We start from the raw sequence: 24,542 nt of genomic DNA on the forward strand, positions 1-24,542 counted from the left end.
AAACCTAACTATAATAGAACAAAATATTCTATTTATTTAATAATTTATTGTTTATAGAGGATAAAAAATGCTTAATAATCAAGATTTTACACATAATCGTGCTGCTTTCCTAGGTGGAAGCGATATTGGGGCGATTCTGGGGGTCTCCAAGTACCGCTCGGCCATGGACGTGTGGCTCGAGAAAACCGGCAAGAAAGTAGATATCAAAGATAGCTTTGCCCTGCGCTTTGGCTCGTTTGCCGAATCCTTTATTGCAGATGAATATGCCTTACTCACAGGTGAACATGTGGTGGAGCATCCCCGGGGCCTTATTCATCCTAAGTATTCCTTTTGCGTCGGACATATTGATCGCTTTGTGTTGGAGAAGAAAGATTTACCTCTCTTTCATTCTGACGGAGGTCTTAATGCCAAGAAGCTCTTGGAATGTAAAACAGCAAATTATTACAGTCAAAGTGATTGGGGTGAGCCCGGGACGGACGCGATTCCCCTAACCTATCTCTGTCAATGCCTCTGGTACTTAGGCATTACCAATCTATCAGAGATTGATGTTGCTGTTTTATTAGGGGGATCGGATCTACGTATCTATACGATTACTCGAGACTTAGAACTTGAGTCCTTACTATTTGAGAAAGCTGCTTTCTTTTGGACCGAGCATGTTCAAAAAGACATTCCACCCAAACCCCAATCGATTGACGATTGCCAAGCGCTCTTTCAAAGGAGTTGTTCGGGTAGAACGCTAGAAGCTTCCTCGGAAGCATTGGATCTCATTCGAAAGCTCAAAGCGTTAGAGTCCCAAACCCATGCTGAGGAGGAGCAAATTAATGGCATTAAGCAAGCCTTGATGGAACACATGGCGGATGCCGAAGTACTTACTTACCTAGGTAAACCGGTCATTACCTGGAAGGCTCCCAAACCAACTTATCGGATTGATACCAAACGTCTAAGTCTCGAACATCCAGAGCTAGTAAAGGCCTACCAAAGTCCAGTCATCAATAGTCGGCGCTTTGTGGTGAAGGATTTACCCGAGGAACTGTTGCAGCATGAACTCATCCCCAGGGAAAAAGCATTGGAAGGAGTTACCTCATGAAGAAAGTATCCATCCTAGATTTACCCGAGGATCTTTTGGATGACGATCAACCTCATCCGCCAAGCGAACCCACTCTCGATATATTGGTGACAGAGGTGGCTAATACCCTTGGGATCGTCCCTCAAGAACTGAGTCATTGGGCTAAAGAAGCGGTAGCTCCCGAGGAGGTCTTGCAATTGATCTTAAGAACCGCTTTACGCTTAAAGCTCAACCCCCTACTAAGTCAGGTTGACTGGGAACACAATTTGGAAGGTGGATATGAAGTCTACATTCCGATTGATGGCTGGATTGCCATGATCCATCGGGAGCCCAGTTTTAAAGGACTCACCTTTGGCCAAGCTAATGAGACCGAAGAGGGCATTCCAATTTGGATGGAGTGCTCCATCTATCGCGCAGATCTAATCCAACCCATTACCGTTCGGGAGTATTACGCAGAACTCAAAACCGATCATCCGATATGGAATCAAATGCCCAGGCGGATGCTGCGACACAAAACCCTACAACAGTGCGCACGACTGGCGTTTGGGATTAGTGTGCCGGAACTGAAAATATCCCTCGTGCCGCCAGTTACCGAAAAAACAGCGATACTGCAGGTGAGTCAAAGCGCACCGGATCGTAAAACGGTACTGAGACAAAAACTAGCTAGCCCGTCTCCCGCTCCAGCAATTGCTCCCAGCGCGCCATTAGTACTTTGAGTTGTGCATCAATCGCCAGTGCCCGCTCTTTGAGTGCAATGCTCGCACTCGGATCGCCCTTGTAAAGCGCAGGGTCGGCTAATTGCTCGCTTAATATCACTTGCTGCTCTTCAAGCGCCTCAATTTGAGTGGGTAATTTTTCTAGCTCAATTTTTTCCTTACTACTCAGTTTTGACTTGCTAGCAACGATTGGATTCGATGGTTTACTGGGGGCCTTACTTTCAGCCACTTTCATGAGAGGACTTGGTATCACCGTATCCGAGCGTGCCTTTTGTACTTTGTAATCTTCATACCCGCCCTCGTACTCACGCCACACTCCATCGCCCTCATAGGCAATCATGCTAGTGACCACATTATCTAAGAAGGTGCGATCGTGGCTCACTAAAAAGACGGTGCCTTGATAGTCTTGAAGCAGTTGCTCCAAAAGATCCAAGGTATCAATATCGAGATCATTGGTAGGTTCATCAAGGACCAGGACATTCGCAGGTCTGGCAAAAAGTCTTGCGAGTAATAAGCGATTGCGCTCACCACCCGAGAGGGTTTTGATGGGGGAGTTGGTGCGCTCAGGTGCAAATAGAAAATCCCCTAAATAACTCTTCACGTGCTTGCGCTGATTGCCAATCTCCACCCACTCACTCCCGGGGCTTATGAAGTCTTCGAGCGTCGCCTCTAAATTGAGGCTTTCGCGCATCTGATCAAAGTAGGCCACCTCAATGCGCGTGCCTAATTTAGCGACTCCGGTATCGGGGGTAATTTCACCGAGGATTAATTTCAGCAGTGTCGTTTTACCTGCGCCGTTGGGCCCTAGGATGCCCACCTTATCGCCACGCAAAATCGTGGCGGTGAAATTTTTCACAATCGGTTTTTCGTAGGACTTGGAGATGATATCGAGGTCTGCCACAATTTTGCCGCTGCGCTCACCGGAGGCAATTGAGAGCTTTACCTGGCCCATGGCATTGCGTCGCTCAGCGCGCATCGCTCGAAGTTTCTCAAGACGCGCCACGCGCCCGACGCTGCGCGTGCGCCTGGCTTCCACGCCCTTGCGCACCCACACTTCTTCTTGCGCGAGTAGTTTATCGGCTCGTGCATTGGCAAGCGCCTCGGCGTTGAGCTCTTCCTCTTTAACAAACTCATAGCGACTGTAGTTTCCGGGGTAGCTGCGCAGCACGCCGCGATCGAGCTCCACAATGCGGGTAGCAACTTGGTCTAAAAAGCTGCGATCATGAGTAATAAAAACAATCGACCCAGCGTACTCATTCAGAAGCCCCTCAAGCCATGTAATCGAATCCAAATCCAAGTGATTGGTGGGCTCATCCAGTAACAGCACATCCGGTTGAGTGACCAAGGCTTGCGCGAGCGCTACGCGTTTTTTAGTGCCCCCTGAAAGAGTTCCGATGGTTTGATCGGTATTGAGATGTAAGCGATTCAGGATTTCAGAGACGCGCTGCTCCCAGTTCCAGCCATGCGTGGCATCAAGCTGGGATTGCAGGGTGTCTAAGCGCTCTTGATTGGCTTCGTTCCAATCGGCTTGCGCAAGCGCCTCATACTCCGATCGGATTTGCTTAATAGTTACCAAGCCTTCAGAAGCTGCCTCAAAAATGGTTTGTTTGGCATTCAAGAGGGGTTCTTGGGCTACATAGGCAATCCGTAGTTCCTGTTGGATTTGAATCAAGCCATCGTCGAGTTTTTCAATACCAGCGAGGATCTTTAGAAAGGAGGATTTACCGGTGCCATTGCGCCCAATGAGACCCACGCGCTCACTTGCCTCGAGTGCAAAGTTGGTGCGGTCTAAGAGGGGGTGATGACCGAACGCTAGCTTGGCGTCCGTCAGAGTAATCAATGCCATAACCCATCATTATCAACGGTTTATTCGTCTAAGCGTCTTATAATGATGCTTTTCCTGAGGTGTTTCCATTAACTCCCCCGATTCATCATCTGCCTTATCCACTTTGGATGAGGTTGCCCGCCGCCGAAGCTTTGCCATCATCTCGCACCCAGATGCGGGTAAGACCACACTCACTGAAAAATTACTTCTCTACGCGGGTGCCATTCAAATTGCCGGGAGCGTGAAGGCCCGTAAAGCGAGTCGCCATGCCACCTCAGACTGGATGGAAATTGAAAAGCAACGGGGTATTTCGGTTGCGAGCTCGGTGATGCAGATGGAGTACCGCAACGCCATCATTAATCTTCTGGATACTCCCGGTCACCAAGACTTTTCCGAAGACACTTATCGGGTCTTAACTGCGGTCGACTCCGCCTTGATGGTGATTGATGCAGCGAACGGTGTGGAGCCCCAAACCAGACGTCTCATTGATGTATGTCGTGCGCGGCATACGCCTTTGGTCACTTTTATTAATAAGCTCGATCGTGAGGTTAAAAAACCACTTGATCTCATGGATGAGATTGAAGCAGCACTCGGTATGGCGGTAGTCCCCTTTACTTGGCCAGTCGGTATGGGTAAATCCTTTGCCGGGGTGATCGACATCATTAACAATCAAATGCGTCTATTTAAAGCCGGCGAGGATCGGGTCACCGAAGACTCGAACCTCGTCGTGTCCTTAGATGATCCCATGCTCAAAGAGCGCTTTGGTAGTGAATTAGAAGAAGCCTTGGCTGAAGTTGATCTTGTGAAAAATGCCATGCCCGCTTTTGATCGCGAGGCGTTCTTGGCTGGTGAGCAATCGCCCGTATTTTTTGGATCTGCGATTAATAACTTTGGCGTTCGTGAGATTTTGAACACCTTGGTGGATTTAGCTCCTGGGCCTGGATCACGCAAGGCAGTGCAACGCCAGGTCGATCCCCATGAGAAAAAATTTACGGCCGTAGTGTTTAAGATCCAAGCCAATATGGATCCCGCACACCGCGATCGGGTGGCATTCTTGCGGATTTGCTCAGGTCACTTTGAGCGCGGCATGAAACTCAAGATTGTGCGCAATGGCAAAGAGATTCGCACCAACAATGCCCTCTCCTTTTTATCGCAACGGCGTGATATTTTGGATGAAGCCTTTCCGGGTGACATTATTGGCTTACCCAATCATGGTCTCTTGCATTTAGGCGACACGCTCACTGAAGGGGAAGAGTTGCAATTTACGGGTCTACCGTTTTTTGCCCCGGAGATTTTTCGCATGGTTGAGGCAGCCGACCCAATGCGTAATAAGCAACTGCGCACAGGACTCTTACAACTCGGAGAAGAAGGAGCGATTCAAGTGTTTCGCCCTATGAGTGGCGGGACGATGCTCTTGGGTGCCTTTGGCCAGTTGCAGTTTGAAGTGGTGGCGCACCGCTTACAAACCGAGTATGGCGCCGAGGTGCGCTTATTGCCTGCACGCTACACCATGGCCAGGTGGGTGACTTCCGAAGATCCAGTCGCCCTCAAAAAATTTATTACGGAGAACAGCCACCGCATGGCCGAAGATGTGGTCGGTGCCTCGGTCTTTTTGGCGGCTCACAAGTCAGAGCTCGATGTCGCCCAGCAGCGCTGGGAGCAAATTGAGTTTCATGCGTTACGCGAGCATGCGGGACTCATCTACCAAACTGAGATGTAAGCATTAAAAATCTACGGATTAAATAATCCGTCAGTCGTTCAGTAGGCTTAGTTTGAGCTTAGTTTAGGCTTAGTTGGTTTTTTGGGTCCCCCAAGAATCTCTGGGTACTGTAGCTTATAACGATAAATGGCTAGTCGTAAGCCAACTAAGAAGATAAATGTAACCCCCACGGTCAGCACAACCGGTATTGGGCTTGATTCATAGTAATTGGCGATAAAGAGCCCTGCGGTGAGTACTAAACCACCAACGACTGCCGCCTCCTCATAAATTACTCCTTTAAAAGTATGCGGCTCTTGATTCACCAAGACATCGCGTAAGACACCACCGCCAGCACAGGATAGCGCCGCACAAATCGGTGCCCAAAACCAAGCCATTCCTGCAGCAAGAGCCAGCATCGCACCCAAGGTGGCTAAACCGGCAAAGCCAATCACGTCGGTGTATTTTTTAACGGTCTTGAATGTCTCCGAATGATGAAAATCACGATAACGCAATCCAATGAGACTAGCAGTAAGAACAATCAGCAAAATACCGGTAGGAAAGACCACATCTCGCACGTAAAAGAAGTCTAAGCGCTCACCCCCAATAATGATGTCTCGTAGGGTTCCACCACCAAGACCCGATAGGAAGGCCAACACCAACCGCCCCCACAGATCGTAGTTGCGGTTCATACCTTCTAAGGTTCCCGATAGAGCAAAAGTAAATGCGGATAAATAAATGAGCAACTTAAACCAAGTGGACTTCACAATCTCTGTGACATAAAAGCGAGTTGCCTCCGTGAGCGGTAGTTTTCGGCCGTCTTCTTTTTGTACTTGATTCCATATTTGATGCGTCCACAGTGAACGAGGATCTAAATCCGAATTTTTAGATACCGCACTTAAGCGACGTACACTTTTATCAAAATAGGCGAGGTTAAATAGTCCAAATTGTTTGTTCTCCTTGGGGATTAAATCCAATACCACTTGCAACATGTGCAGCTGTTGGGCAGGATCCAAATGGGGAGCAATTTTTTGCACGGATTGGGCAGCAAGGGTTGGGGCGATGCGGGCTTCAGACCAGCCTTTACGCAGCGCCCGAATCAGGCGAACCATTTGCTCTCGAAAGATGGGATCCTCGAGGCGAGCGCTCATCACATATAACCCATCCTCAATATTGATGGTGCCATATTTTTGCGGATCCACCACCACCAAATCCGCACTTGGTATGCCCGAGTGCAAAATTTTCCAATACTCGTTATAGGACATAGCAGTAGCGCACGCCACATTCCCATCAATTAAATCCTCACCGTTGGAGCGTTGCATCACGACTTCGACTGAATTTCTTGGAATACTGAGTTGATCCAGAAGTTCATAGAGGATCTCTTGATCCCCTACACCCCAAACTCCAATGCGTTTACCCTGAACGTCCTTCGGCACATAAACGCCCGCACTGATTCGGCAAATAATATTGAGCGCCGATCCTGAAAACAACTGTGCAATATTAGTAATGCGCTGATCGGGCTTGGAGAGCTCAAAGGCATTGTTAAACCAAGAGATGGCTACATCGGCATTACCATTTTGAAGCTCTTGGAGGGGATTAATGCCTGACCCCCCAGGGAATGTAATCACGTCTAGCCCTTCATTTTCAAAGTGCTTGCGAATTTGGGCTACATAGACGCCAGCAAACTGACTTTGATGCGACCATGCCAATTGCAAACGAATGGATGCTGCTGTATTTGGCTGGGCCCAACAAACGCTCGTATTCAATAAAACCATGCTTAGGATTAGTCGTAGCCAGCTCATGAAATCACCATCTCTAGTGTTGATTTTGATACTTTTGATATCTTAGTTGAATTAACTCCTACCAATACTATTTTTTCTATCCCAATCGTGAAATCAATACAATCTACCCTATGAGGCAACTGACTAAAATCTGTTTTGTTCGTCACGGGGAAACCAATTGGAATGTTGAAAAGCGGATGCAAGGTCATACCGACATTCCCCTCAATGCCCACGGTCTAATGCAGGCTGAACGTTTAGCCAAAGCCCTCTTAAGAACCGGTCATCGTTTTAATCGCATCTACTCGAGCGATTTAGAGCGCGCCTTTCATACCGCCAAAGTGATTGCAAGTCCTTTGTCTTTGGATATTTCAGTGCACCCTGATTTGCGCGAGCGCCATGTCGGCAAACTCCAAGGGTTGCTTTTGGCTGATGCACCCCGGGCAGAACCAGAACTATGGCAACGTCACCTGACCCGCGATTTAGACTTTGATCTCGGCGGGGGCGAGAGTATTGTGCAGTTTCATAATCGGATGAAGCGCATGCTCGATCATTTATTAATGAAGCATGCTGGCGAGCAGATTTTGGCGGTCAGTCATGGTGGCTCACTCGATATGATCTACCGCATCGTCACCCAACAAGCTTTAGATGCCGAACGCGTCGCGGTGGTTCCCAATACCTCACTTAATTGGATTGTCCATGATGGCAATACTTGGTCGATTGAGCGCTGGGGCGATACGAGTCATCTCACCGATTCGGTACTCGACAATATTGAAATCTAATTAGGTGCTCACGAGATCGAGCGCAATCGCTTCAGCGACTTTAATGCCATCAATCCCAGCGGACATAATTCCACCGGCATACCCCGCGCCCTCACCGGCTGGGTAAAGGCCTTTGGTATTGATGCTTTGGTAATTGGGTCCACGCTTAATCTGCAGTGGCGAGGAAGTACGGGTCTCTACCCCGGTGAGTACCGCATCAGGCATCGCAAAGCCTTTGATCTTTTTCTCAAACGCGGGAATCGCCTCCCGAATCGCCTCGATTGCATAGCTCGGTAGGCTTGTGGCGAGGTCGGTGAGATGCACGCCTGGTTTATATGATGGGATGACTGAGCCAAATTCCGTCGATGGCTTGCCTTTTAAGAAATCACCCACTAACTGCCCGGGAGCTTCATAGGTCGACCCACCCAAGGTATACGCTCTCGATTCCAGCTCGCGTTGAAAATCAATACCAGCCAATGGTCCGCCCGGATAGTCGCTTGGATCGATTCCCACTACAATTCCCGCATTGGCATTGCGCTCATTGCGCGAATACTGACTCATGCCATTGGTCACCACCCGATTAGGCTCGGAAGTTGCTGCCACCACCGTACCACCTGGGCACATGCAAAAACTATAGACTGAGCGTCCATTCTTGGCATGGTGCACGAGCTTATAGTCCGCTGCACCAATGAGCGGGTGTCCGGCATGCGGCCCCAAGCGCGCACGATCAATCACGGATTGGGGATGCTCAATGCGAAAGCCGACTGAGAAGGGCTTCGCTTCCATATAGACGCCTGCGTCAAAGAGCTCTTTGAAGGTATCGCGTGCACTATGACCAAGTGCGAGCACCACATGATCGGCCGGCAGATACTCACCGCTTTCCAAGCGTAACCCCTTCAATACGTGATTGTCGATATCAAAATGAGTCACCTTTTGACCAAAGCGCACTTCGCCGCCCAGATCAATAATTTCTTGGCGGATCTTCTCAACCATTCCGACTAAGCGAAAGGTCCCAATGTGGGGTTTCGAGACATACAGAATTTCTTCAGGTGCCCCCGCTTTCACAAACTCGTGTAAGACTTTACGACCATAAAACTTCGGGTCCTTCACTTGGCTCCATAGCTTGCCATCCGAGAAGGTACCCGCCCCACCCTCACCAAACTGCACATTGGATTCCGGGTTCAGAATTTTCTTACGCCATAGTCCCCAAGTATCTTGGGTACGTTCACGTACGGCCTTGCCGCGCTCAAGCACAATCGGTTTGAATCCCATTTGCGCCAAGAGCAGCGCTGCAAAGATTCCGCAGGGGCCAAAACCGATCACAACAGGTCGCAATGGAGATTTGGTTGGCTGATTATGACTCTGCTGAACAACAAAGTGATACGAGGTATCGGGGCTGGGTCGCACATGGGGATCATGTGCATGCCGCTTGAGAATACCCGCCTCATCCCAAACCGATGCATCGATGGTATAGATAAAGGTTAGCGCACTATTTTTACGGGCATCGTAACTGCGCTTAAACACCTCAAACCGCATGAGATCTTTGGGTGCAATGGCAAGCCTCTTCAGAATTTCTGCTTCAAGCGCCTCTGGAGCATGGTCAATCGGTAGGCGGAGCTCAGTAATCCGAATCATAGGCCATAACGATAGCAGTTTATGATTTGTTTATGCAAGAAATCAGGATCATGCGATGGGATGAGGCAAAAGAGCTTGCCTACCCGATTCGCTTGACCGTATTTGTTAATGAACAAGGAGTCCCCGAAGAGCTCGAGCTCGATGACGATGATGCAATGGCCTGGCATGTGGTTGTGCTAGACCATGGCAAAGCAATTGCAACAGGACGCTTACTGAAAAATGGCAAGATTGGTCGCTTGGCGGTACTCAAAGAGTATCGCGGTCTAGGTCTTGGAAGTGAACTACTAAAGACTTTAGTGTCTTATGGCCGCCAAGAAGAAATCAAGCAATTCTTTTTGCATGCCCAGACAACCGCTATTGGCTTTTATCAATACCACGGCTTTAAGGCAATCGGCCTCCCATTTGAGGAGGCCGGTATTAATCACATCAAAATGGTACTAACATCCCATTAGAAATACGTTTTAATCTCTTCGTCATCTTTGGATCGAAACCAAGCCTGATAGAACAGGATCAGAAAACCGATCGCAAAATAGATCACGTTGCCAGTGGTGACATACGCAATAATTCCACCGATGGTGGCGAAAATACCTAGTAAAGCCCAGAAAATAGACATGATGATCTCCCTCGTTGTTCTATTTTATTCGGTTTTCGGGAAGGTGATTTCAAAAGCAGCGCCACCTTGAAAAGTGGCATCAAGGCGGATCTTGCCGCTATGGCGACTAATGATGTACTCGCACAACCAAAGCCCGAGGCCCATCCCCTCGCGCTTACTGCCAGAAAAGAGGTCAAATAGATTTTGGATCTGTTCTCGAGGCACGCCTGGTCCATTATCTTCGCTTCGAATCGTTATTTTCTCCGCATCTTCATTTCCAAAAATACGAATGGTGCGCTCTAGTTGAGAACTGGCTTGTAATGCTTGGACTGAATTATTGATTAAATTTAGAAAGATTTGCTGCGCCTCCCCAAAACTCATCGGCATGCTTATCGAGTTCGGAATGTCGACTTCAACACGAATATGCTTTTCAGATAGATCAGGTTTGGATAACAAAATGACCGATTCGATTGCCTCAACCGCTGATACTTTTTCGGGGAAAGCGTCATATTTCTCAGAGAAGATTGCTTTTAGAGTTTTGATAATACGAGCGGCGCGCATATTGTCCTTCGCAATATCGTCAGCGAGTCTTTTAATGAGTTCTCGGTCAATCAACTCCTCAGAAATTTTTTTTTGCAAATACTCACTATTAATCTGAATCGCCCCCAATGGCTGATTAATCTCATGGGCGATCGAGGCCGTTAATGCACCCGTGGTGCTACCTTTATTAGCCTTTAGCAATGAACTAATGAGAGTTTCGCGCTCATCAAGCAGCTTCTTAAACGTCATATTTTGGAATTCGGTCTGCCGGCTGTCGATCGCTAATTTTTCGGACCAGTAACCCCAGATTGCAATAAACGATAAGGTGTTCATCAAAATCTGGCCAAACGTAAAGATGATGAGAAGCTGCGGCAATTGCTCCATCGAACGAATCGGGAAATTGGTTTCGAACAGGACAACCAGTCGCGGCGCCAGGAAAAGTGCCTCTCCTATTGCAGCATATTGAAAATAACGTAATTGTTGAAGACCCAAACCTTGATTAATAAGTCGAGCTTCTCGAATCTGCCACGCAAGAATAATGGCGTAAGTGGATACTGCAAAAACCGTACGGGCCTCAAAGGTCCAATGCAGGCGTAAGTATTCAAAGAAGATACCGTAGCAAAGCATTGAAATTCCTAGGGTCCATTTCAAGGATTTACTGACTGGATGATTGAAGGAGTAAAAAAATAGGCCTTGCAGAATTGCTGCTGCATAAAACAAAGTGTTGGCGAGTGTAAAGACGGGTGGGACCTTCTGAATATCATCAGTTAATAAAATCCCAATTGCGAATAATCCCAAACCAATAACGTTAGAAATTAATGCTCCAAGCCAATAAGGATTGGGCTTCGACTTAGAGTCACCCTTAAGATAATGAAGAATTCCAAAGAGTAATCCGAGCTGAATAGCTGCGAAAATAAAAAAATTGAGTGCGAGTAAAACTTTCATTGACTTATCGTAATGATATTACCCGTATATTCCAGCAATCTAAAGGGTGCCCCCATATTCAATTCTTATAACGTGTCATGAAAGATTTTGCTTAAATATGCGAGTAGTTTTAAGAATTATTGAATGCTAGCCAAGTCCTTAGCAAAGGCAAGTGTTGAAATTACTTTAGCTCGTGCGAGCCCCAGTATTTTTGCATCTCAATGAATAGGAAAGATGCAGACCAAGTAATTAGTATTAGGCCCGCAAGCGCCTCGATTCCAGTTAGGTAACGCAAATATCCATTCACCACAATATCACCATACCCAACAGTAGTGAAGGTAATAAAAGATAGATAGATACTATCCAGTAATAATCCGTGGTCTGAGATCGTGCCAACAAAATAACCAGTTTCTGGATAATGAACCATCACGTAATAAGCCAACGCGAAAATCCAAATCTCCACGATGTGCGCAATAAAAATAACGCCTACCGCAATTAGCACTTTGTAGCGTGCGTGAATATGTCGAATTTTCGGCATAGTTATGTTTAGCCTATAGAGCACCTCATAGTGCAAAAGAATGCATATGAAAGCGATCAAAGCATTGATAGCGAAGATTAGGGTTAAAAGCATACCCACCGACAATTGTTAAAAACCATCATTTCACAATTGTAAGATGATGCACATCCCGCTTTTGGTTGGCACTACCCCCATGCTTGGGAGTAATGCCATAGGGACGGTTTATAGACCAATAGTATAGGTAGCTATTACCGTTGTGGTTGATACGGCTTGGAATGGTTCCTGACGATAGATTCCAGTCACACCAAACCGCTGCGACTTAGTGATGTCATAGTACCCACCGAGAGTAGCGGTGGGCCTGGTCTTCAATGGATTGGGATTAAAGTTAACAGGGGTTAGACCATTAAGCCCAGTGGCAGAATAGGTTCCGTTCGAGGTATTGGTATCGGTCTCCACACCAGCACTGGCAAACAGCGTGGTCTTGATAATCCCCTTGTACTTTAGTTCAGCTCCTGCCAGTGCCGTAGTAGCATTGGTGTTGAGTGCTGAGTAAGTTAATGGTGCAAAAACGGCTGGTGATGTTGCTTCGGTATAGCCTCCCATATTGTTTTGGGTATAGCGCATACCAGCATATGGTGAGACGATAAAGCTACCAGGCAAACCAAAACCGTATTTAGCAGTTAATTGAACGCCTTGAGTTACCAGTTGCGACCCTCCGCTTCCCGGCTCCGATGTGCCTACTATTTGCCTTGTCACGGTTACATCTTTTTGCCCATAGGCAGCTCCGATCTTTACCTCGGCACCCAAATCATCTGGGCGCTCACTCCAGACTCCAAAGATACCCATCATTGGGGTGCTATTTCCCAACTGAACAGTACCAGGCCCACTAACCGATAGGTTCTGATCGACCCATGCGCCAATGCGGCTATTGTTTTTATCTAAGCGATACGACGCAATGAGTAAGCCACTCGTATTGTTGATTCCTTGAGCCTGTACAGTTGTATTGCGACCTCCAGCACTCACACAAATACCATTCTTGTCAAAGACTGGGCAGTCATAGGTAAAACCATTAACCATGACCGAATTCTGAAGAGTGAAGGTACCCTGCAAAACGGATGAAGTATTAACGAGTGATTGCTGGGTATCAGCTAAGTTTGGATTCAAAATTAGATACACATTTAAGGCATCGTATGCCAAAGCATAATCCAGGCGCGTAAAGCTAGGTAAATTAGTAGTCAAACTTCCAAATGTTCCAGAAACCGAACTACCGCTTATCAATGCATATCGACCGGGTCGATAGGTTCCAGCGGATCCGTTCAATATTAAGCCGCCTGCAAGTGTTGTTGTACCAGCAACCACTAATTGTTGACCATTGCTTGGCGTAAAATTCATCGACAGATTACCGTCTGATGCTTGAGTATAAGTACCGCCAAGATTAACACTACCGTTTGCTCCAGAGATATCAAATGTGCCGTTTGTAACCGTAACTGCTGAGGCATTCGCAATCGTTGCAGCGTTGATTAATGCCAATGTCGCAGCTCCAGATATACCAGCGGAGCCAGTAAATGTATTAGCTTCAGTTAACAAAACCGAGCCTCCAGTAAAGTTAATCGATCCTGCACCGGAAATAATTCCATTGATCGTATAGGCTTCTCCAGAAGAGGCCTCAATAGAGCTCGTGGTACCCGTTGAGAGAACAATATTTCTAGCGGTGCTAATAGTGTTAGCAACAAGTAATTTTCCGCCAGCTAGGGTGACCCCACCGGAGGCAGCCCCAAGATTATTGTCTGCCGAAATTTGCAATGTACCAGCCGATACCGTTGTACCACCCGTATAAGTATTGGCGCCAGAAAGAATTAAGATTCCAGCGCCAGTTTTTGTTAAACCGCCGTTTGCATTCGCCGTTTGATCTGAAATTACTCCCGAAAGTGTACCTGTGCCACTGGCAATCGTGATGGTTCCACCTGTAGATCTAATGGTAAAAGTTTGACTACTTGAGTCACCGTTTGCAACCGTTAGCGTTCCGCTATCGAAGATTGGATTAAATCCTGTGACTACACTACTTAATAGGAAAGTACCAGGGGTGATGATATCGGTGATGCTAGAGCTTGTAGAAGTAGTGCCCACCGTTACTACCGAAGACCCAGCTGGAACCGAGCCTAACGCGACAGTCGAGAACATTAAATAAGAACCGACACCAAAAAACTCTCCAGTACCATTGGGCGCTAATGTCATGGTGTTGAAAAAAGCAGTATCGTTGATAGCGCCAACAAAATGCTCGGTACCACTAATTGATGAAGTAATGTTACCTACCAATAAATTTCCAGAGGTTGTCCCAGCAAAATTCATGTAAATCGCAGAGCCCGGTTGTAGCGAACCATCTGGTGTTGTGTTGTTTCCTGTGCAACAGGTTCCCCAATTGGTTGTTTGTATGCCAATTGCATTAATGTCAACGGGTGTCGTTCTAGCACTATCGGAGAAGAAAGATACTTTGTATCCCCGATCGATGACGCTTGAAAAATTGCCGGACGTATAGCTCACGCTCCAAGTCGTATAACCTAAACCGCCAATATCTCCAGTACTGTTATTTGATGCGGGCGAACCAAGTCGAGAGGTACTAACGTAGATAGTCGGCCCGCTAGAACTAGTCGCTGTGAAATTTGATTGTCCGGCTTGGGCACCAATATCTACAATGTAAATAATTGGTGTCCCACCACCAACAGCAGCGGCACTATTAACTGTATTGGTAAAACTTGTGCGCCCAGCAGTAAGGTTGTCATTAAAAAAAACTGCGGGGGCAGCATAAATCTGTCCATGAGCAAAAGTAATCAGGACGAAGGTTAGGAATTTAAAATTGATTTTCATAAACTATTGATTTTTTTAGTAAAAAAAGTTTTGATAGTTTATTATCTGTACAGCTAGTAACTCAATAGCTAATAGCGTTTTTTTTTGCGATTTAACCTATTGATTTCATTATGAAATTTAAAAACATACTTTTTTTAATGGTTTTTATTAGTTTTTTGCCTAATGTTGGGGCGTTGGCCAAAGAACCAGAACCAACTTTTTTTGTTACACCCTGGACCTCTAAATGCCAAGAGTCCCCGCCCTCAAAAGAAAAAATATGTGTTTTGGAAAAGTATCTCTTTGAGGATAAAAATCAACGCAACCGCATTGGTGGGATTGGGGTTAGAACTTCCAATCAAAACAAAAATACGATTATCACCATTATTAGCCCACTTGGTATTGCGTTAAATCCTGGTGTTGAAATTGGCTTTGGTGGTGAAAAGCCCGCCGCCTATGCATTTCTCTTTTGCGATGGAGGTGGCTGCGTTTCTCAATTTACAGCAGACGACAAGATGCTGGGGCTTTTGTCGAATCGAAAAGAAATGATACTAACGTACCAACTACTCAATGGTAAAAAAATTGCTATCAATGTTGACTTAGAAAATTTCAAAAGCCTTTACAGCGGTATCAAACAGTAATCTAATCTACTCAAACTAGGCTTTAAGTATTTTCAGAAAATCAGATGTCTAATTTTGCTAGCGGAGGATTTGGTTTCATTTTCTTAGATTATTGATACTCTAAAGATCAATATAAATCTTGACTGTAAATTAATTACCTTTGCCCGAATAACCTCAATGGCAAAACGTGCTTTTGCTAATCCATGAACTTTTACATTTAAGTCTGCATCTAAGAGTCGTGTAAGCATTTCATCAAGCTTTTCACAGTCCCATAAGCCATCCATATAAGACTCACCTAAGCCCAATGACCATCTTGAGAGTATTTGATCATATGCAGCTGGATCATGAACCTGCATATCCCAAGGGTTGGTGCCATTAATTATTACTCCAGCCTCACGCAAAAGCTCAGGAATTAATGTGGATGGATTAACAGACTCAGGAATGTGATTTTTTTTAACCAAAGTATCCATAATTAATCCTAGGGATAAAGTGTGTACCGTAATTTTCTTTCTAAAAAATAAATTGATAATTCTCAAAATTTATTGATTACATCGAATTTATAAAGATGGCGTAGGTTGTGATTCTTGATTTAGTTTGTGAGGGGCTGCAAATTAAATCCTTCTATGTGCGCGGTAGAGATTCGATACCTACGCCCCGCTCTCTCAGGTGTAGTTCAGTGGCAGAACAGTAACTAGGAATAGCTTGCGGCTGAGGTTCGATTCCTCACACCTGACCAGCTCGATTAACCCAACTATTTTCATCATTGATGACTATCTGCCTATATGACACTCTATAAGCGATCGAGGTATAAATCTGCCTCAGCAAATCCAAAGAAATTAATTGTTTTTTTTAGCGCTGCTCCTTTTATTGAGCCTAATCTTTATGACAGTCAGCAATGCCCAAAGACCACCCCCCATGGATTTTGGTAAACAAGAGTTTGAAGCGCGCTGTGCAACCTGCCATGGCAAAGATGGTAAGGGCTATGATTGGTTAGCTGACTTTTTAATTGATGGGCCTCCAGACCTCACGCAACTCTCTAAAAATAATGGTGGGGTTTTACCCATTTCACGCATTTATCAAAGCCTATGGGAAGGAACGGTTCCGATACATGGTCGGAGCAATATGCCTGTTTGGGGTCCTGAGTATCAATACGAGGCATATCAAATTTATCCAAGCGATCCCTATTTTGGTGATATTTACGCTGAGAGTCGAATCCTGCTTCTACTGGAATACATTAGTCGCCTGCAGGCCAAATAGTTCCTGAATTTTTGACTAATTTCATGTGGAATCTTGGCGGAGAGGGTGGGATTCGAACCCACGGTAGGCTTGCACCTACGCCTGATTTCGAGTCAGGTACATTCGACCACTCTGCCACCTCTCCGATACTCGATGGCTCAATTATAGCGAGCGAATCACCTCTAAACCGCCCATATAGGGCTGCAATACCTTGGGGATCCGGATACTGCCATCGGCTTGCTGATAGTTTTCCAACAGTGCCACGCCGGTTCGGCCTACTGCAAGACCCGAACCATTCAATGTGTGGAGTAATTCCGGTTTGCTCTGACCCGCTTTATAACGCGCTTGCATCCGCCTAGCTTGAAAATCTCCCATGTTGGAGCACGAGCTAATTTCTCGATAGGCATTTTGCGAAGGGATCCACACTTCCAGATCATAGGTCTTGGTGCTTCCAAAGCCCATATCGCCGGTGCATAAGAGCATGCGTCGGTACGGCAATTCCAAGAGCTCCAGAATTTTTTCCGCATGCGCAGTCAATTCTTCCAAAGCCTGCATCGATTTCTCGGGATGGCTGATGTGCACCAACTCGACCTTATCAAATTGGTGCTGGCGGATCATGCCGCGCACATCACGCCCATAACTGCCTGCTTCCGAGCGAAAGCATGGAGTGTGAGCTACATACTTGAGCGGTAGCTGATCAGTGTTAATAATCGCGTCACGCACTAAGTTAGTCACCGGCACTTCAGCAGTGGGGATGAGATAAAAGTTTTCAATGCGCTCACCGCCATCGTCAGGATGCTCGCCACCCATCTTGCGGGGTACTTTGAATAAATCAGCCTCAAACTTGGGTAGCTGTCCTGTACCCTGCATTGCTTGCGCGCTCACTATATATGGCGCGTAGACCTCTTGGTAACCATGCTGCTCGGTGTGCACATCCAGCATGAATTGCGCAAGCGCCCGATGGAGCTTCGCAGCGTTGCCTTTGAGAACCACAAAACGCGCGCCACTGATTTTGGATGCTGCATCAAAATCTAGTCCAATGGGAGCGCCTAGATCGACGTGATCCTTGGGGGTGAAATCAAATTCTGTTGGTTTTCCCCAAACCTTCATCTCTTTATTTTCGTCGGCCGTCATACCAACCGGCACGCTCTCATCCGGTAAGTTCGGGATATTGAGCATCAAGTCTTTGATTTGATCTTGTAAGGTCGATAAACGAGTGGAGTTTTTCTCAAGCGTTTGATTGACACTTGCCGACTCAGCAAGTTCTGCATCTGCATTCTCGCCCTTGCCTTTTTTCATACCAATGGCTTTGGCCAATTGATTGCGTTTGGCTTGCAACTCTTCGGTACCTGCTTGAAGCTGTTTGCGCTCATTCTCAAGCTGTGTAAACAGGTTGGTATCTAGCTCAAACTTGCGCGTGGCCAAGCGTGCCTTGACACTCTCTAAATCTTTACGAAGCAGTTGGGGGTCCAGCATACGATTCCTTCGGGTTCAAGACATTAGTTTAGTCGCAAGACCTCGGCACCCTGTGGAGGCTTAAATTGAAAGCGGCTACTATCCACGCTCGGATTGATTTGCATCTGATTGAAAATCACGAGCACCATGCTGCCAAATCCGTCGGTCAGCTCCAATGCTTTAGGCAATCCAGAGCCCATGCCAATCGCAATTTGCGTATAAGGTAAATCGCCCTGCCCGGGTTTTGCCTTTGGCTTTAGGTTTACCCACTGCAAATTGGTTTTGGTGCCCGCTTCCTCTAAATCAAACTGCTGATCAAGAGCGACATCCCCAAACAGGATGGCGGCAGGCGAGGCGGCTAAGGCCTGATTGGCTGATCGGATGGTTAATTGATTGAGGTCCTTATCCCACATGAGCAATTGCTTACCATCCATGATGAGTTTTTGCTCATACGGCTTTTGGGTATCCCACACAAAGCGCCCCGGGCGCTGGAAGATAAATTGCCCTGAGGTTTGCCGAATCATTTTCAATTGATCTTGCGGCTCATTAGGTTTGGGGGTGCGCATTTGTTGCTGCACAAACTTACCTTGGGCAGAGCGCACGGTCTTCACAAACTGCTTTAGTTGTTCAATACCAGATGGTGCGGCCGGTTGCGCATGAATCGCATTTGGAATAGTCAATACTGCGACAAAGAAATAGAAAATAAAGCGCTTCATTCTTTGGAGTTTGGCTTATTCGCTGGGGCGAACCAGAATCTCACGGTTACCATTGCCGCCCATCTTCGAGACTAGGCCCGCTTTTTCCATATCCTCTAAAAGGCGCGCAGCGCGGTTATAACCAATCCGTAAATGCCGCTGCACCAGCGAGATCGAAGCACGTTTGTTCTCAAGGACGATCGCTACCGCTTGATCGTAGAGGGGGTCGGCTTCACCACCGCCATTGCCGCCACCATTTAAGGCATCCATGGTGGACTCATCGGCACCCTCGAGCACACCCTCGATGTAGTTAGCCTCACCCTTCTCTTTAAGCCAGGAAACCACGCGATGCACCTCATCGTCGGATACGAATGCACCATGCACCCGAATTGGTAAACCCGTTCCTGGTGGCATGTACAACATATCACCCATTCCCAACAGCGTCTCAGCACCTTGTTGGTCTAGGATGGTACGGCTATCGATCTTGCTACTCACCTGGAAGGAAATGCGGGTGGGAACGTTGGCTTTGATCAAGCCGGTGATGACATCCACACTCGGACGTTGCGTTGCCAACACCAAATGAATACCGGCAGCACGCGCCTTTTGCGCAATCCGTGCAATCAACTCTTCAATCTTCTTACCAGAGACCATCATCAGATCAGCAAGCTCATCGATGATGACCACAATAATGGGGGCTTTGTAGAGTGGCTCTGGATCTTCAGGGGTGAGACTAAATGGATTGGTGAGTTTCTCCCCCTTGGCTTCGGCTTCCATAATCTTTTTATTAAAGCCGGCTAAGTTACGCACTCCAAACTTACTCATGAGTTTGTAGCGCCGTTCCATCTCATTGACTGCCCAATTGAGCGCGTTATAGGCCTGTTTCATGTCGGTTACTACGGGGCACAACAGATGGGGCACCTTCTCATAAACGGACATCTCTAGCATCTTGGGATCGATCATGATGAGTCGCACTTCATCCGGCTTGGCCTTAAAGAGGATCGACAAAATCATGGCGTTGATCCCGACCGACTTACCCGCGCCCGTAGTACCCGCCACTAAACAATGTGGCATCTTCACTAAATCTGCAACCATGGGGCTACCCGCAATATCCTTACCCAAGGCTAGTGTGAGTAGAGAATGGTTGTCGTTATAGACCTGGGAGCTCAAAATCTCGGAGAGGTAGACTGACTGTCGCGTTGGATTGGGTAACTCAAGCGCCATACAGGTCTTGCCGGGGATGGTCTCGACCACGCGCAAGCTCACGACACCTAAAGAACGTGATAGGTCGCGTGAGAGGTTCACAATTTGACTGCCCTTCACACCGACTGCAGGCTCGATCTCATAACGCGTCACAACCGGTCCTGGATAAGCAGCAATCACCTTAGCTTGCACCCCAAAATCGTCGAGCTTGCGCTCAATCAAGCGGGAGGTGAACTCTAGGGTCTCAGCAGAAATTGTTTCTTTTGCCTCAGGAACGGGATCTAAGAGTGAGAGCGGCGGCAACTCCGAGTCCGGGATTTCTACAAAGAGTGGTTGCTGCTTCTCGCGCTCAACTCGCTCGCTCTTCACAATCTTTAAGGGTTGATTAAAGATTTGTACCTTGGGTGCCACCTCTTCCCGAATCCGCACTTCCTCGACGTGCTCTTCACGCTCAACCGCAGCTTGCTCGCCAATCTTTTGATCTTCTTGCTCCTCGCGCTTCTCACGCAGACGTCGAATACTTAGCTCGATAAATCGTCCCACTTGCTCAGAAAGCGTGAGCCACGAGAAATGTAAAAAGAGAGAGAGGCCAGCTGCTAAGCCAAAGATCAAAATCAGAGTGGCGCCCGTAAAGCCAAACGCCATTTGCAGGGGATCCCCGATTACTTCGCCCAAGATACCGCCCGGGGGTCTGGGCAGCTCCCATTGCAAAGAATGCATCCGAATCGACTCTAGTCCCATGCTGCAGGTGAGGGTCAAGGCAAAGCCCAACCAACGGGTCCAAAAGGATTCGGGTCTAGCCTCTGGATCAACTGGTAATGACACACTCCAGAGCTCACGCCAACCTTGATAGACCCGCCGACCAAATAATACGACCCACCAAAATGCCGATACGCCAAAAATGTAGAGCATCAAATCAGCGGTCCATGCTCCAATACGACCACCAATATTTTTAGGAACCTCAAAACTAGCGTGCGACCAGGCTGGATCGGATTTGGTGTAGGTAATCAGAACCGCAAATAAGCCAAGGCAGATGGCAAGCATCAGCATCCAGCGCACTTCGGCAATCAATCGAGACATCTTGCCAGTGCCGCCCTCGGGAGGCAGCGGGGTCTTAATTTGTGGGAGCGAGCTACGAGCCATGTTCACCTGATTGTAAACAAGCATTGGCCTTCAAACTCTATAATTTAGGGATGACGACAACTACTAAACACTCTAAAGTACTGATTCTGGGCTCGGGCCCAGCCGGCTACACCGCTGCGGTCTATGCCGCCCGCGCCAACCTCAAGCCCACCCTGATTACCGGGCTCGCGCAAGGCGGCCAGCTCATGACCACCACCGATGTGGAAAATTGGCCTGCTGACCCCAATGGCGTCCAAGGACCCGAGCTCATGGATCGCTTTCTAAAGCATGCCGAGCACTTTAATACCGAGATCATTTTTGATCACATCCATACGGCAGCCCTCACTGAAAAGCCGATTCGTCTAGTGGGTGACTCTGGCACCTACACCTGTGATGCACTGATTATCTCAACGGGAGCTTCCGCTCAATACCTTGGGCTTCCAAGTGAGGAAGCATTCATGGGTCGGGGGGTTTCAGGGTGTGCAACCTGTGATGGCTTCTTTTACAAGGGTCAGGATGTGTGCGTAGTTGGGGGTGGCAATACGGCCGTTGAGGAAGCGCTCTATCTGACGGGCATTGCTCGTAAGGTGACGGTGATCCATCGCCGTGACAAATTCCGTGCAGAGCCGATTCTGAATGATCGCTTAATGGCAAAAGTAGCCGAAGGTAAGGTTGAACTCAAACTCAACGCCACCCTCGATGAAGTCTTGGGTGATGACAAGGGGGTGACGGGAGTTCGTATCAAAAAACAGGATGGCAGCACCGAAGAAATTGCGGTATCGGGTGCCTTCATTGCGATTGGTCACAAACCCAATACCGATTTGTTCGTTGGTCAACTTGATATGAACAATGGCTACATCAAAACGCACTCGGGCTTAGAGGGCAATGCCACAGCAACCAATATCCCTGGTGTCTTTGCAGCAGGTGACGTCCAAGATCACATCTATCGCCAGGCCATTACCAGTGCGGGCACGGGTTGTATGGCAGCATTGGATGCGCAACGTTATCTGGAAGGTCTCGAGTAATTGTTCTTGACTTAAGCCTGCTCCCTAAGCAAAACGCCCAGCAATGCTGGGCGTTTTTATTTGATCCGTTACGACCTAACGAACCACAGGCAAGAGTGGCACGATTAAGAGTGCCACGATATTAATGATCTTAATGAGTGGGTTGACTGCTGGGCCCGCAGTATCTTTGTAGGGGTCACCTACGGTATCGCCAGTCACGGCAGCTTTGTGCGCTTCTGAACCTTTGCCACCATGGTTACCCTCTTCAATGTATTTCTTGGCATTATCCCAAGCACCGCCACCGGTACACATGGAGATTGCCACAAAGAGTCCCGTAATAATCGTACCCATCAAGAGGCCGCCCAATGCTGCTGGTCCCAAGAATAGGCCGACTAGAATCGGGACCACTACTGGTAAGAGCGAAGGAATAATCATTTCCTTGATCGCTGCAGAAGTGAGCATGTCGACCGCTTTGCCGTACTTTGGCTTTGCAGTTCCCTCCATGATGCCGGGGATCTCCCTGAACTGACGGCGCACTTCCTCCACCACAGCTCCAGCGCAACGCCCTACTGCCTCCATCGCCATCGCTCCGAAGAGGTAAGGAATCAAGCCACCAATAAAGAGGCCGATGATGACCATATGATTCGAAAGATCAAAGGTGACTTGCTGACCAATTGCTTCTAAAGCATGGGTGTAGTCGGCAAAGAGTACCAAGGATGCAAGACCGGCTGAGCCAATCGCGTAACCTTTGGTGACCGCTTTGGTGGTGTTACCCACCGCATCCAATGGATCAGTAATATCGCGGACCGAATCCGGCAAACCTGCCATCTCGGCAATACCACCAGCATTGTCTGTAATTGGGCCATAGGCATCGAGCGCCACCACAATCCCTGCGAGTGAAAGCATGGCCGTTGCGGCTACAGCGATACCGTAAAGACCTGCTAAGTAATACGCGGCAAAGATGGCGATACAGACGAAGATCACTGGGTAAGCTGTCGAGCGCATCGATACGCCTAAGCCTGCAATGATGTTTGTGCCATGACCTTTGGTGGAGGCTTCGGCAATATGCTTCACTGGTTTGTAATCGGTACCGGTGTAGTACTCGGTGATCCACACTAAACCCGCAGTGAGTAGCAGGCCCACAATCGATGAGCCAAATAAGCGCCACTGGCTACCCGGAATCCCCAAGGCATCGTCTGGAATGATCCAGTTGGTCACGAAGTAAAAACCCACTAATGAAATTAATCCTGAGATGATCAGGCCTTTATACAAAGCGGGCATGACGTTTTTCATGCCGGGGCTTGCTTTAACAAACGAGCAGCCAATAATCGAGGCAATGATCGAAATACCGCCAAGGACTAACGGGTAGACCACTGCCGCAACGGGAGCATTCATCACCATTAGTGCGCCCAGGACCATGGTTGCAATTAAGGTCACCGCATAGGTCTCAAATAAGTCGGCGGCCATTCCTGCGCAATCACCCACGTTATCGCCTACGTTATCGGCAATCACCGCAGGATTGCGCGGATCATCCTCTGGAATCCCTGCTTCGACTTTACCCACCAAGTCAGCGCCGACGTCGGCGCCCTTAGTAAAGATACCGCCGCCCAGACGTGCAAAGATTGAAATTAAGGAAGACCCGAAGGCTAAACCAATTAGGGGGTGCAACACGTCCGAGAGGTCTTGACCGTTATCCATCGACACCAGGAGCATGAAAAATACACCGACGCCCAAGAGTCCTAAACCAACCACGAGCATGCCGGTGATAGCGCCGCCTTTGAAGGCGACGTTCAAAGCTTGGTTCATGCCCTGAGTTGCTGCTTGCGCAGTACGCACATTCGCACGCACGGAGACGTTCATACCAATGAAGCCGCAAGCTCCCGATAAAACAGCGCCGATCACAAAACCAATCGCAGTTGCTAAATCGAGGAAGACCGCCATCAGAATGGTTAGCACTACGCCCACAATTGCAATCGTTTTATATTGGCGCGCGAGATAAGCAGCCGCACCCTGCTGAATCGCTTCGGCAATCTCAACCATCTTGGCATTGCCAGTGTCTTGTTTAAGAATCCACGTACGCATCACAAAGCCATAAACCACTGCGATGACGCCGCACGCTAAGGCAAAATACAGACCTACAGTCACATCACTCATGCTAAATCACTCCTACTTGGTTGAGGATTCAATTTAATTTTGATACGACAATCTTGCTATTCGCCTAAAGGCTTAAAATAGCAAGCCTAGCTTTCAAAAGTATCCAACAGATTTAGTGATTTGCCACTTTGCTAAGATCAGGGTATCTACTAAGCAGACCGATTT

At 47.7% G+C, this 24,542-nt stretch carries 20 protein-coding genes and 2 tRNA genes; 9 read left to right on the top strand and 13 right to left on the bottom strand.

Annotated elements, in window-relative coordinates; all coding sequences use genetic code 11:
* Window positions 1–67 precede the first annotated feature (67 nt).
* Complete coding sequence (locus QUE62_RS06795; RefSeq protein WP_286226497.1) at window positions 68–1,087, top strand: YqaJ viral recombinase family nuclease; 1,020 nt, start codon at window positions 68–70, stop codon at window positions 1,085–1,087.
* The gene (locus QUE62_RS06800) at window positions 1,084–1,782 is read left to right on the top strand and encodes a recombinase RecT (RefSeq protein ID WP_286261222.1); all 699 of its coding nucleotides are present in this window, start codon (window positions 1,084–1,086) and stop codon (window positions 1,780–1,782) included. Before QUE62_RS06795 ends, QUE62_RS06800 begins: the two co-directional genes overlap by 4 nt.
* On the opposite strand, the gene QUE62_RS06805 is transcribed toward QUE62_RS06800, so the two are convergent.
* Window positions 1,730–3,628 (bottom strand): ATP-binding cassette domain-containing protein, encoded by a 1,899-nt coding sequence (locus QUE62_RS06805; protein ID WP_286261224.1) that lies wholly within the window; start codon window positions 3,626–3,628, stop codon window positions 1,730–1,732. The two genes, QUE62_RS06800 and QUE62_RS06805, sit on opposite strands and share 53 nt — an antisense overlap.
* Before the next feature lie 103 nt (window positions 3,629–3,731).
* Here QUE62_RS06805 and QUE62_RS06810 point away from each other — a divergent pair, with 103 nt between their 5' ends.
* Window positions 3,732–5,327 (top strand): peptide chain release factor 3, encoded by a 1,596-nt coding sequence (locus QUE62_RS06810; RefSeq protein WP_286226500.1) that lies wholly within the window; start codon window positions 3,732–3,734, stop codon window positions 5,325–5,327.
* Window positions 5,328–5,374: 47 nt separating this feature from the next.
* Here the strand turns inward: QUE62_RS06810 and QUE62_RS06815 are convergent, their stop codons facing one another.
* Window positions 5,375–7,105 (bottom strand): ABC transporter substrate-binding protein, encoded by a 1,731-nt coding sequence (locus QUE62_RS06815; RefSeq protein ID WP_286226501.1) that lies wholly within the window; start codon window positions 7,103–7,105, stop codon window positions 5,375–5,377.
* Between the two features lie 110 nt (window positions 7,106–7,215).
* Between QUE62_RS06815 and QUE62_RS06820 the strand changes: the two genes are divergently transcribed.
* The gene (locus QUE62_RS06820) at window positions 7,216–7,863 is read left to right on the top strand and encodes a histidine phosphatase family protein (RefSeq protein ID WP_286226502.1); all 648 of its coding nucleotides are present in this window, start codon (window positions 7,216–7,218) and stop codon (window positions 7,861–7,863) included.
* Here QUE62_RS06820 and QUE62_RS06825 read toward each other — a convergent pair whose 3' ends face one another.
* Entirely contained in the window at window positions 7,864–9,477 is a 1,614-nt protein-coding gene (locus tag QUE62_RS06825) for an NAD(P)/FAD-dependent oxidoreductase (RefSeq protein ID WP_286261226.1), read from the bottom strand.
* A 32-nt stretch (window positions 9,478–9,509) separates the two neighbouring features.
* On the opposite strand from QUE62_RS06825, the gene QUE62_RS06830 reads away from it, so the two are divergent.
* Window positions 9,510–9,929, top strand: a complete 420-nt coding sequence (locus QUE62_RS06830; protein WP_286261227.1) for a GNAT family N-acetyltransferase — start codon at window positions 9,510–9,512, stop codon at window positions 9,927–9,929.
* Here the strand turns inward: QUE62_RS06830 and QUE62_RS06835 are convergent.
* The 4 genes from QUE62_RS06835 to QUE62_RS06850 form a co-directional block, all read right to left on the bottom strand.
* Window positions 9,926–10,090, bottom strand: coding sequence for a hypothetical protein (locus QUE62_RS06835; RefSeq protein WP_159074921.1), 165 nt, complete (start codon window positions 10,088–10,090; stop codon window positions 9,926–9,928). The genes QUE62_RS06830 and QUE62_RS06835 overlap by 4 nt on opposite strands.
* Before the next feature lie 24 nt (window positions 10,091–10,114).
* Window positions 10,115–11,554 (bottom strand): sensor histidine kinase, encoded by a 1,440-nt coding sequence (locus QUE62_RS06840; protein WP_286261229.1) that lies wholly within the window; start codon window positions 11,552–11,554, stop codon window positions 10,115–10,117.
* A 160-nt stretch (window positions 11,555–11,714) separates the two neighbouring features.
* Complete coding sequence (locus QUE62_RS06845; RefSeq protein WP_286261231.1) at window positions 11,715–12,071, bottom strand: potassium channel family protein; 357 nt, start codon at window positions 12,069–12,071, stop codon at window positions 11,715–11,717.
* A 201-nt stretch (window positions 12,072–12,272) separates the two neighbouring features.
* Window positions 12,273–14,915: an autotransporter outer membrane beta-barrel domain-containing protein gene (locus QUE62_RS06850; protein WP_286261234.1), complete on the bottom strand. Its 2,643-nt coding sequence runs from the start codon at window positions 14,913–14,915 to the stop codon at window positions 12,273–12,275.
* 110 nt (window positions 14,916–15,025) lie between these two features.
* Between QUE62_RS06850 and QUE62_RS06855 the strand changes: the two genes are divergently transcribed.
* Window positions 15,026–15,532 (top strand): invasion associated locus B family protein, encoded by a 507-nt coding sequence (locus QUE62_RS06855; protein WP_286261236.1) that lies wholly within the window; start codon window positions 15,026–15,028, stop codon window positions 15,530–15,532.
* 83 nt (window positions 15,533–15,615) lie between these two features.
* Here QUE62_RS06855 and QUE62_RS06860 read toward each other — a convergent pair whose 3' ends face one another.
* Window positions 15,616–15,981, bottom strand: a complete 366-nt coding sequence (locus QUE62_RS06860; RefSeq protein ID WP_286261237.1) for a hypothetical protein — start codon at window positions 15,979–15,981, stop codon at window positions 15,616–15,618.
* 192 nt (window positions 15,982–16,173) lie between these two features.
* On the opposite strand from QUE62_RS06860, the gene QUE62_RS06865 reads away from it, so the two are divergent.
* Together QUE62_RS06865 and QUE62_RS06870 are read left to right on the top strand one after the other, a co-directional pair.
* Window positions 16,174–16,245 (top strand) — tRNA-Pro (locus tag QUE62_RS06865).
* A 181-nt stretch (window positions 16,246–16,426) separates the two neighbouring features.
* A complete protein-coding gene (locus QUE62_RS06870; protein WP_286261238.1) occupies window positions 16,427–16,768 on the top strand; it encodes a c-type cytochrome in 342 nt (113 codons plus the stop codon).
* Between the two features lie 34 nt (window positions 16,769–16,802).
* Here QUE62_RS06870 and QUE62_RS06875 read toward each other — a convergent pair.
* From QUE62_RS06875 to QUE62_RS06890, 4 genes are all read right to left on the bottom strand, one after another.
* Window positions 16,803–16,892 (bottom strand) — tRNA-Ser (locus QUE62_RS06875).
* Between the two features lie 17 nt (window positions 16,893–16,909).
* On the bottom strand, window positions 16,910–18,223 hold the full coding sequence (gene serS / locus QUE62_RS06880; protein ID WP_286261241.1) for a serine--tRNA ligase: 1,314 nt from the start codon (window positions 18,221–18,223) through the stop codon (window positions 16,910–16,912).
* A 23-nt stretch (window positions 18,224–18,246) separates the two neighbouring features.
* Complete coding sequence (locus tag QUE62_RS06885) at window positions 18,247–18,918, bottom strand: outer membrane lipoprotein carrier protein LolA (protein ID WP_286261243.1); 672 nt, start codon at window positions 18,916–18,918, stop codon at window positions 18,247–18,249.
* A 15-nt stretch (window positions 18,919–18,933) separates the two neighbouring features.
* Window positions 18,934–21,240 carry a DNA translocase FtsK gene (locus tag QUE62_RS06890; RefSeq protein ID WP_286261245.1) on the bottom strand — a complete coding sequence of 769 codons (2,307 nt, stop codon included), beginning with the start codon at window positions 21,238–21,240 and terminating at the stop codon, window positions 18,934–18,936.
* Between the two features lie 50 nt (window positions 21,241–21,290).
* On the opposite strand from QUE62_RS06890, the gene trxB reads away from it, so the two are divergent.
* Window positions 21,291–22,244: a thioredoxin-disulfide reductase gene (trxB, locus tag QUE62_RS06895; protein ID WP_286223344.1), complete on the top strand. Its 954-nt coding sequence runs from the start codon at window positions 21,291–21,293 to the stop codon at window positions 22,242–22,244.
* Between the two features lie 75 nt (window positions 22,245–22,319).
* On the opposite strand, the gene QUE62_RS06900 is transcribed toward trxB, so the two are convergent.
* Window positions 22,320–24,377 carry a sodium-translocating pyrophosphatase gene (locus QUE62_RS06900; protein ID WP_286261249.1) on the bottom strand — a complete coding sequence of 686 codons (2,058 nt, stop codon included), beginning with the start codon at window positions 24,375–24,377 and terminating at the stop codon, window positions 22,320–22,322.
* Between the last annotated feature and the right edge of the window lie 165 nt (window positions 24,378–24,542).

Source organism: Polynucleobacter sp. HIN9, assembly GCF_030297635.1.
In the GTDB taxonomy this organism is placed as follows: domain Bacteria; phylum Pseudomonadota; class Gammaproteobacteria; order Burkholderiales; family Burkholderiaceae; genus Polynucleobacter.

Coding starts and splice junctions, on each gene's coding strand:
- QUE62_RS06795 (WP_286226497.1), top strand. CDS start 68: ATGCTTAATAATCAAGATTTTACACATAATCGTGCTGCTTTCCTAGGT.
- QUE62_RS06800 (WP_286261222.1), top strand. CDS start 1,084: ATGAAGAAAGTATCCATCCTAGATTTACCCGAGGATCTTTTGGATGAC.
- QUE62_RS06805 (WP_286261224.1), bottom strand. CDS start 3,628: ATGGCATTGATTACTCTGACGGACGCCAAGCTAGCGTTCGGTCATCAC.
- QUE62_RS06815 (WP_286226501.1), bottom strand. CDS start 7,105: ATGAGCTGGCTACGACTAATCCTAAGCATGGTTTTATTGAATACGAGC.
- QUE62_RS06820 (WP_286226502.1), top strand. CDS start 7,216: ATGAGGCAACTGACTAAAATCTGTTTTGTTCGTCACGGGGAAACCAAT.
- QUE62_RS06825 (WP_286261226.1), bottom strand. CDS start 9,477: ATGATTCGGATTACTGAGCTCCGCCTACCGATTGACCATGCTCCAGAG.
- QUE62_RS06830 (WP_286261227.1), top strand. CDS start 9,510: ATGCAAGAAATCAGGATCATGCGATGGGATGAGGCAAAAGAGCTTGCC.
- QUE62_RS06835 (WP_159074921.1), bottom strand. CDS start 10,090: ATGTCTATTTTCTGGGCTTTACTAGGTATTTTCGCCACCATCGGTGGA.
- QUE62_RS06840 (WP_286261229.1), bottom strand. CDS start 11,554: ATGAAAGTTTTACTCGCACTCAATTTTTTTATTTTCGCAGCTATTCAG.
- QUE62_RS06845 (WP_286261231.1), bottom strand. CDS start 12,071: ATGCCGAAAATTCGACATATTCACGCACGCTACAAAGTGCTAATTGCG.
- QUE62_RS06850 (WP_286261234.1), bottom strand. CDS start 14,915: ATGAAAATCAATTTTAAATTCCTAACCTTCGTCCTGATTACTTTTGCT.
- QUE62_RS06855 (WP_286261236.1), top strand. CDS start 15,026: ATGAAATTTAAAAACATACTTTTTTTAATGGTTTTTATTAGTTTTTTG.
- QUE62_RS06860 (WP_286261237.1), bottom strand. CDS start 15,981: ATGGATACTTTGGTTAAAAAAAATCACATTCCTGAGTCTGTTAATCCA.
- QUE62_RS06870 (WP_286261238.1), top strand. CDS start 16,427: ATGGATTTTGGTAAACAAGAGTTTGAAGCGCGCTGTGCAACCTGCCAT.
- serS (WP_286261241.1), bottom strand. CDS start 18,223: ATGCTGGACCCCCAACTGCTTCGTAAAGATTTAGAGAGTGTCAAGGCA.
- QUE62_RS06885 (WP_286261243.1), bottom strand. CDS start 18,918: ATGAAGCGCTTTATTTTCTATTTCTTTGTCGCAGTATTGACTATTCCA.
- QUE62_RS06890 (WP_286261245.1), bottom strand. CDS start 21,240: ATGGCTCGTAGCTCGCTCCCACAAATTAAGACCCCGCTGCCTCCCGAG.
- trxB (WP_286223344.1), top strand. CDS start 21,291: ATGACGACAACTACTAAACACTCTAAAGTACTGATTCTGGGCTCGGGC.
- QUE62_RS06900 (WP_286261249.1), bottom strand. CDS start 24,377: ATGAGTGATGTGACTGTAGGTCTGTATTTTGCCTTAGCGTGCGGCGTC.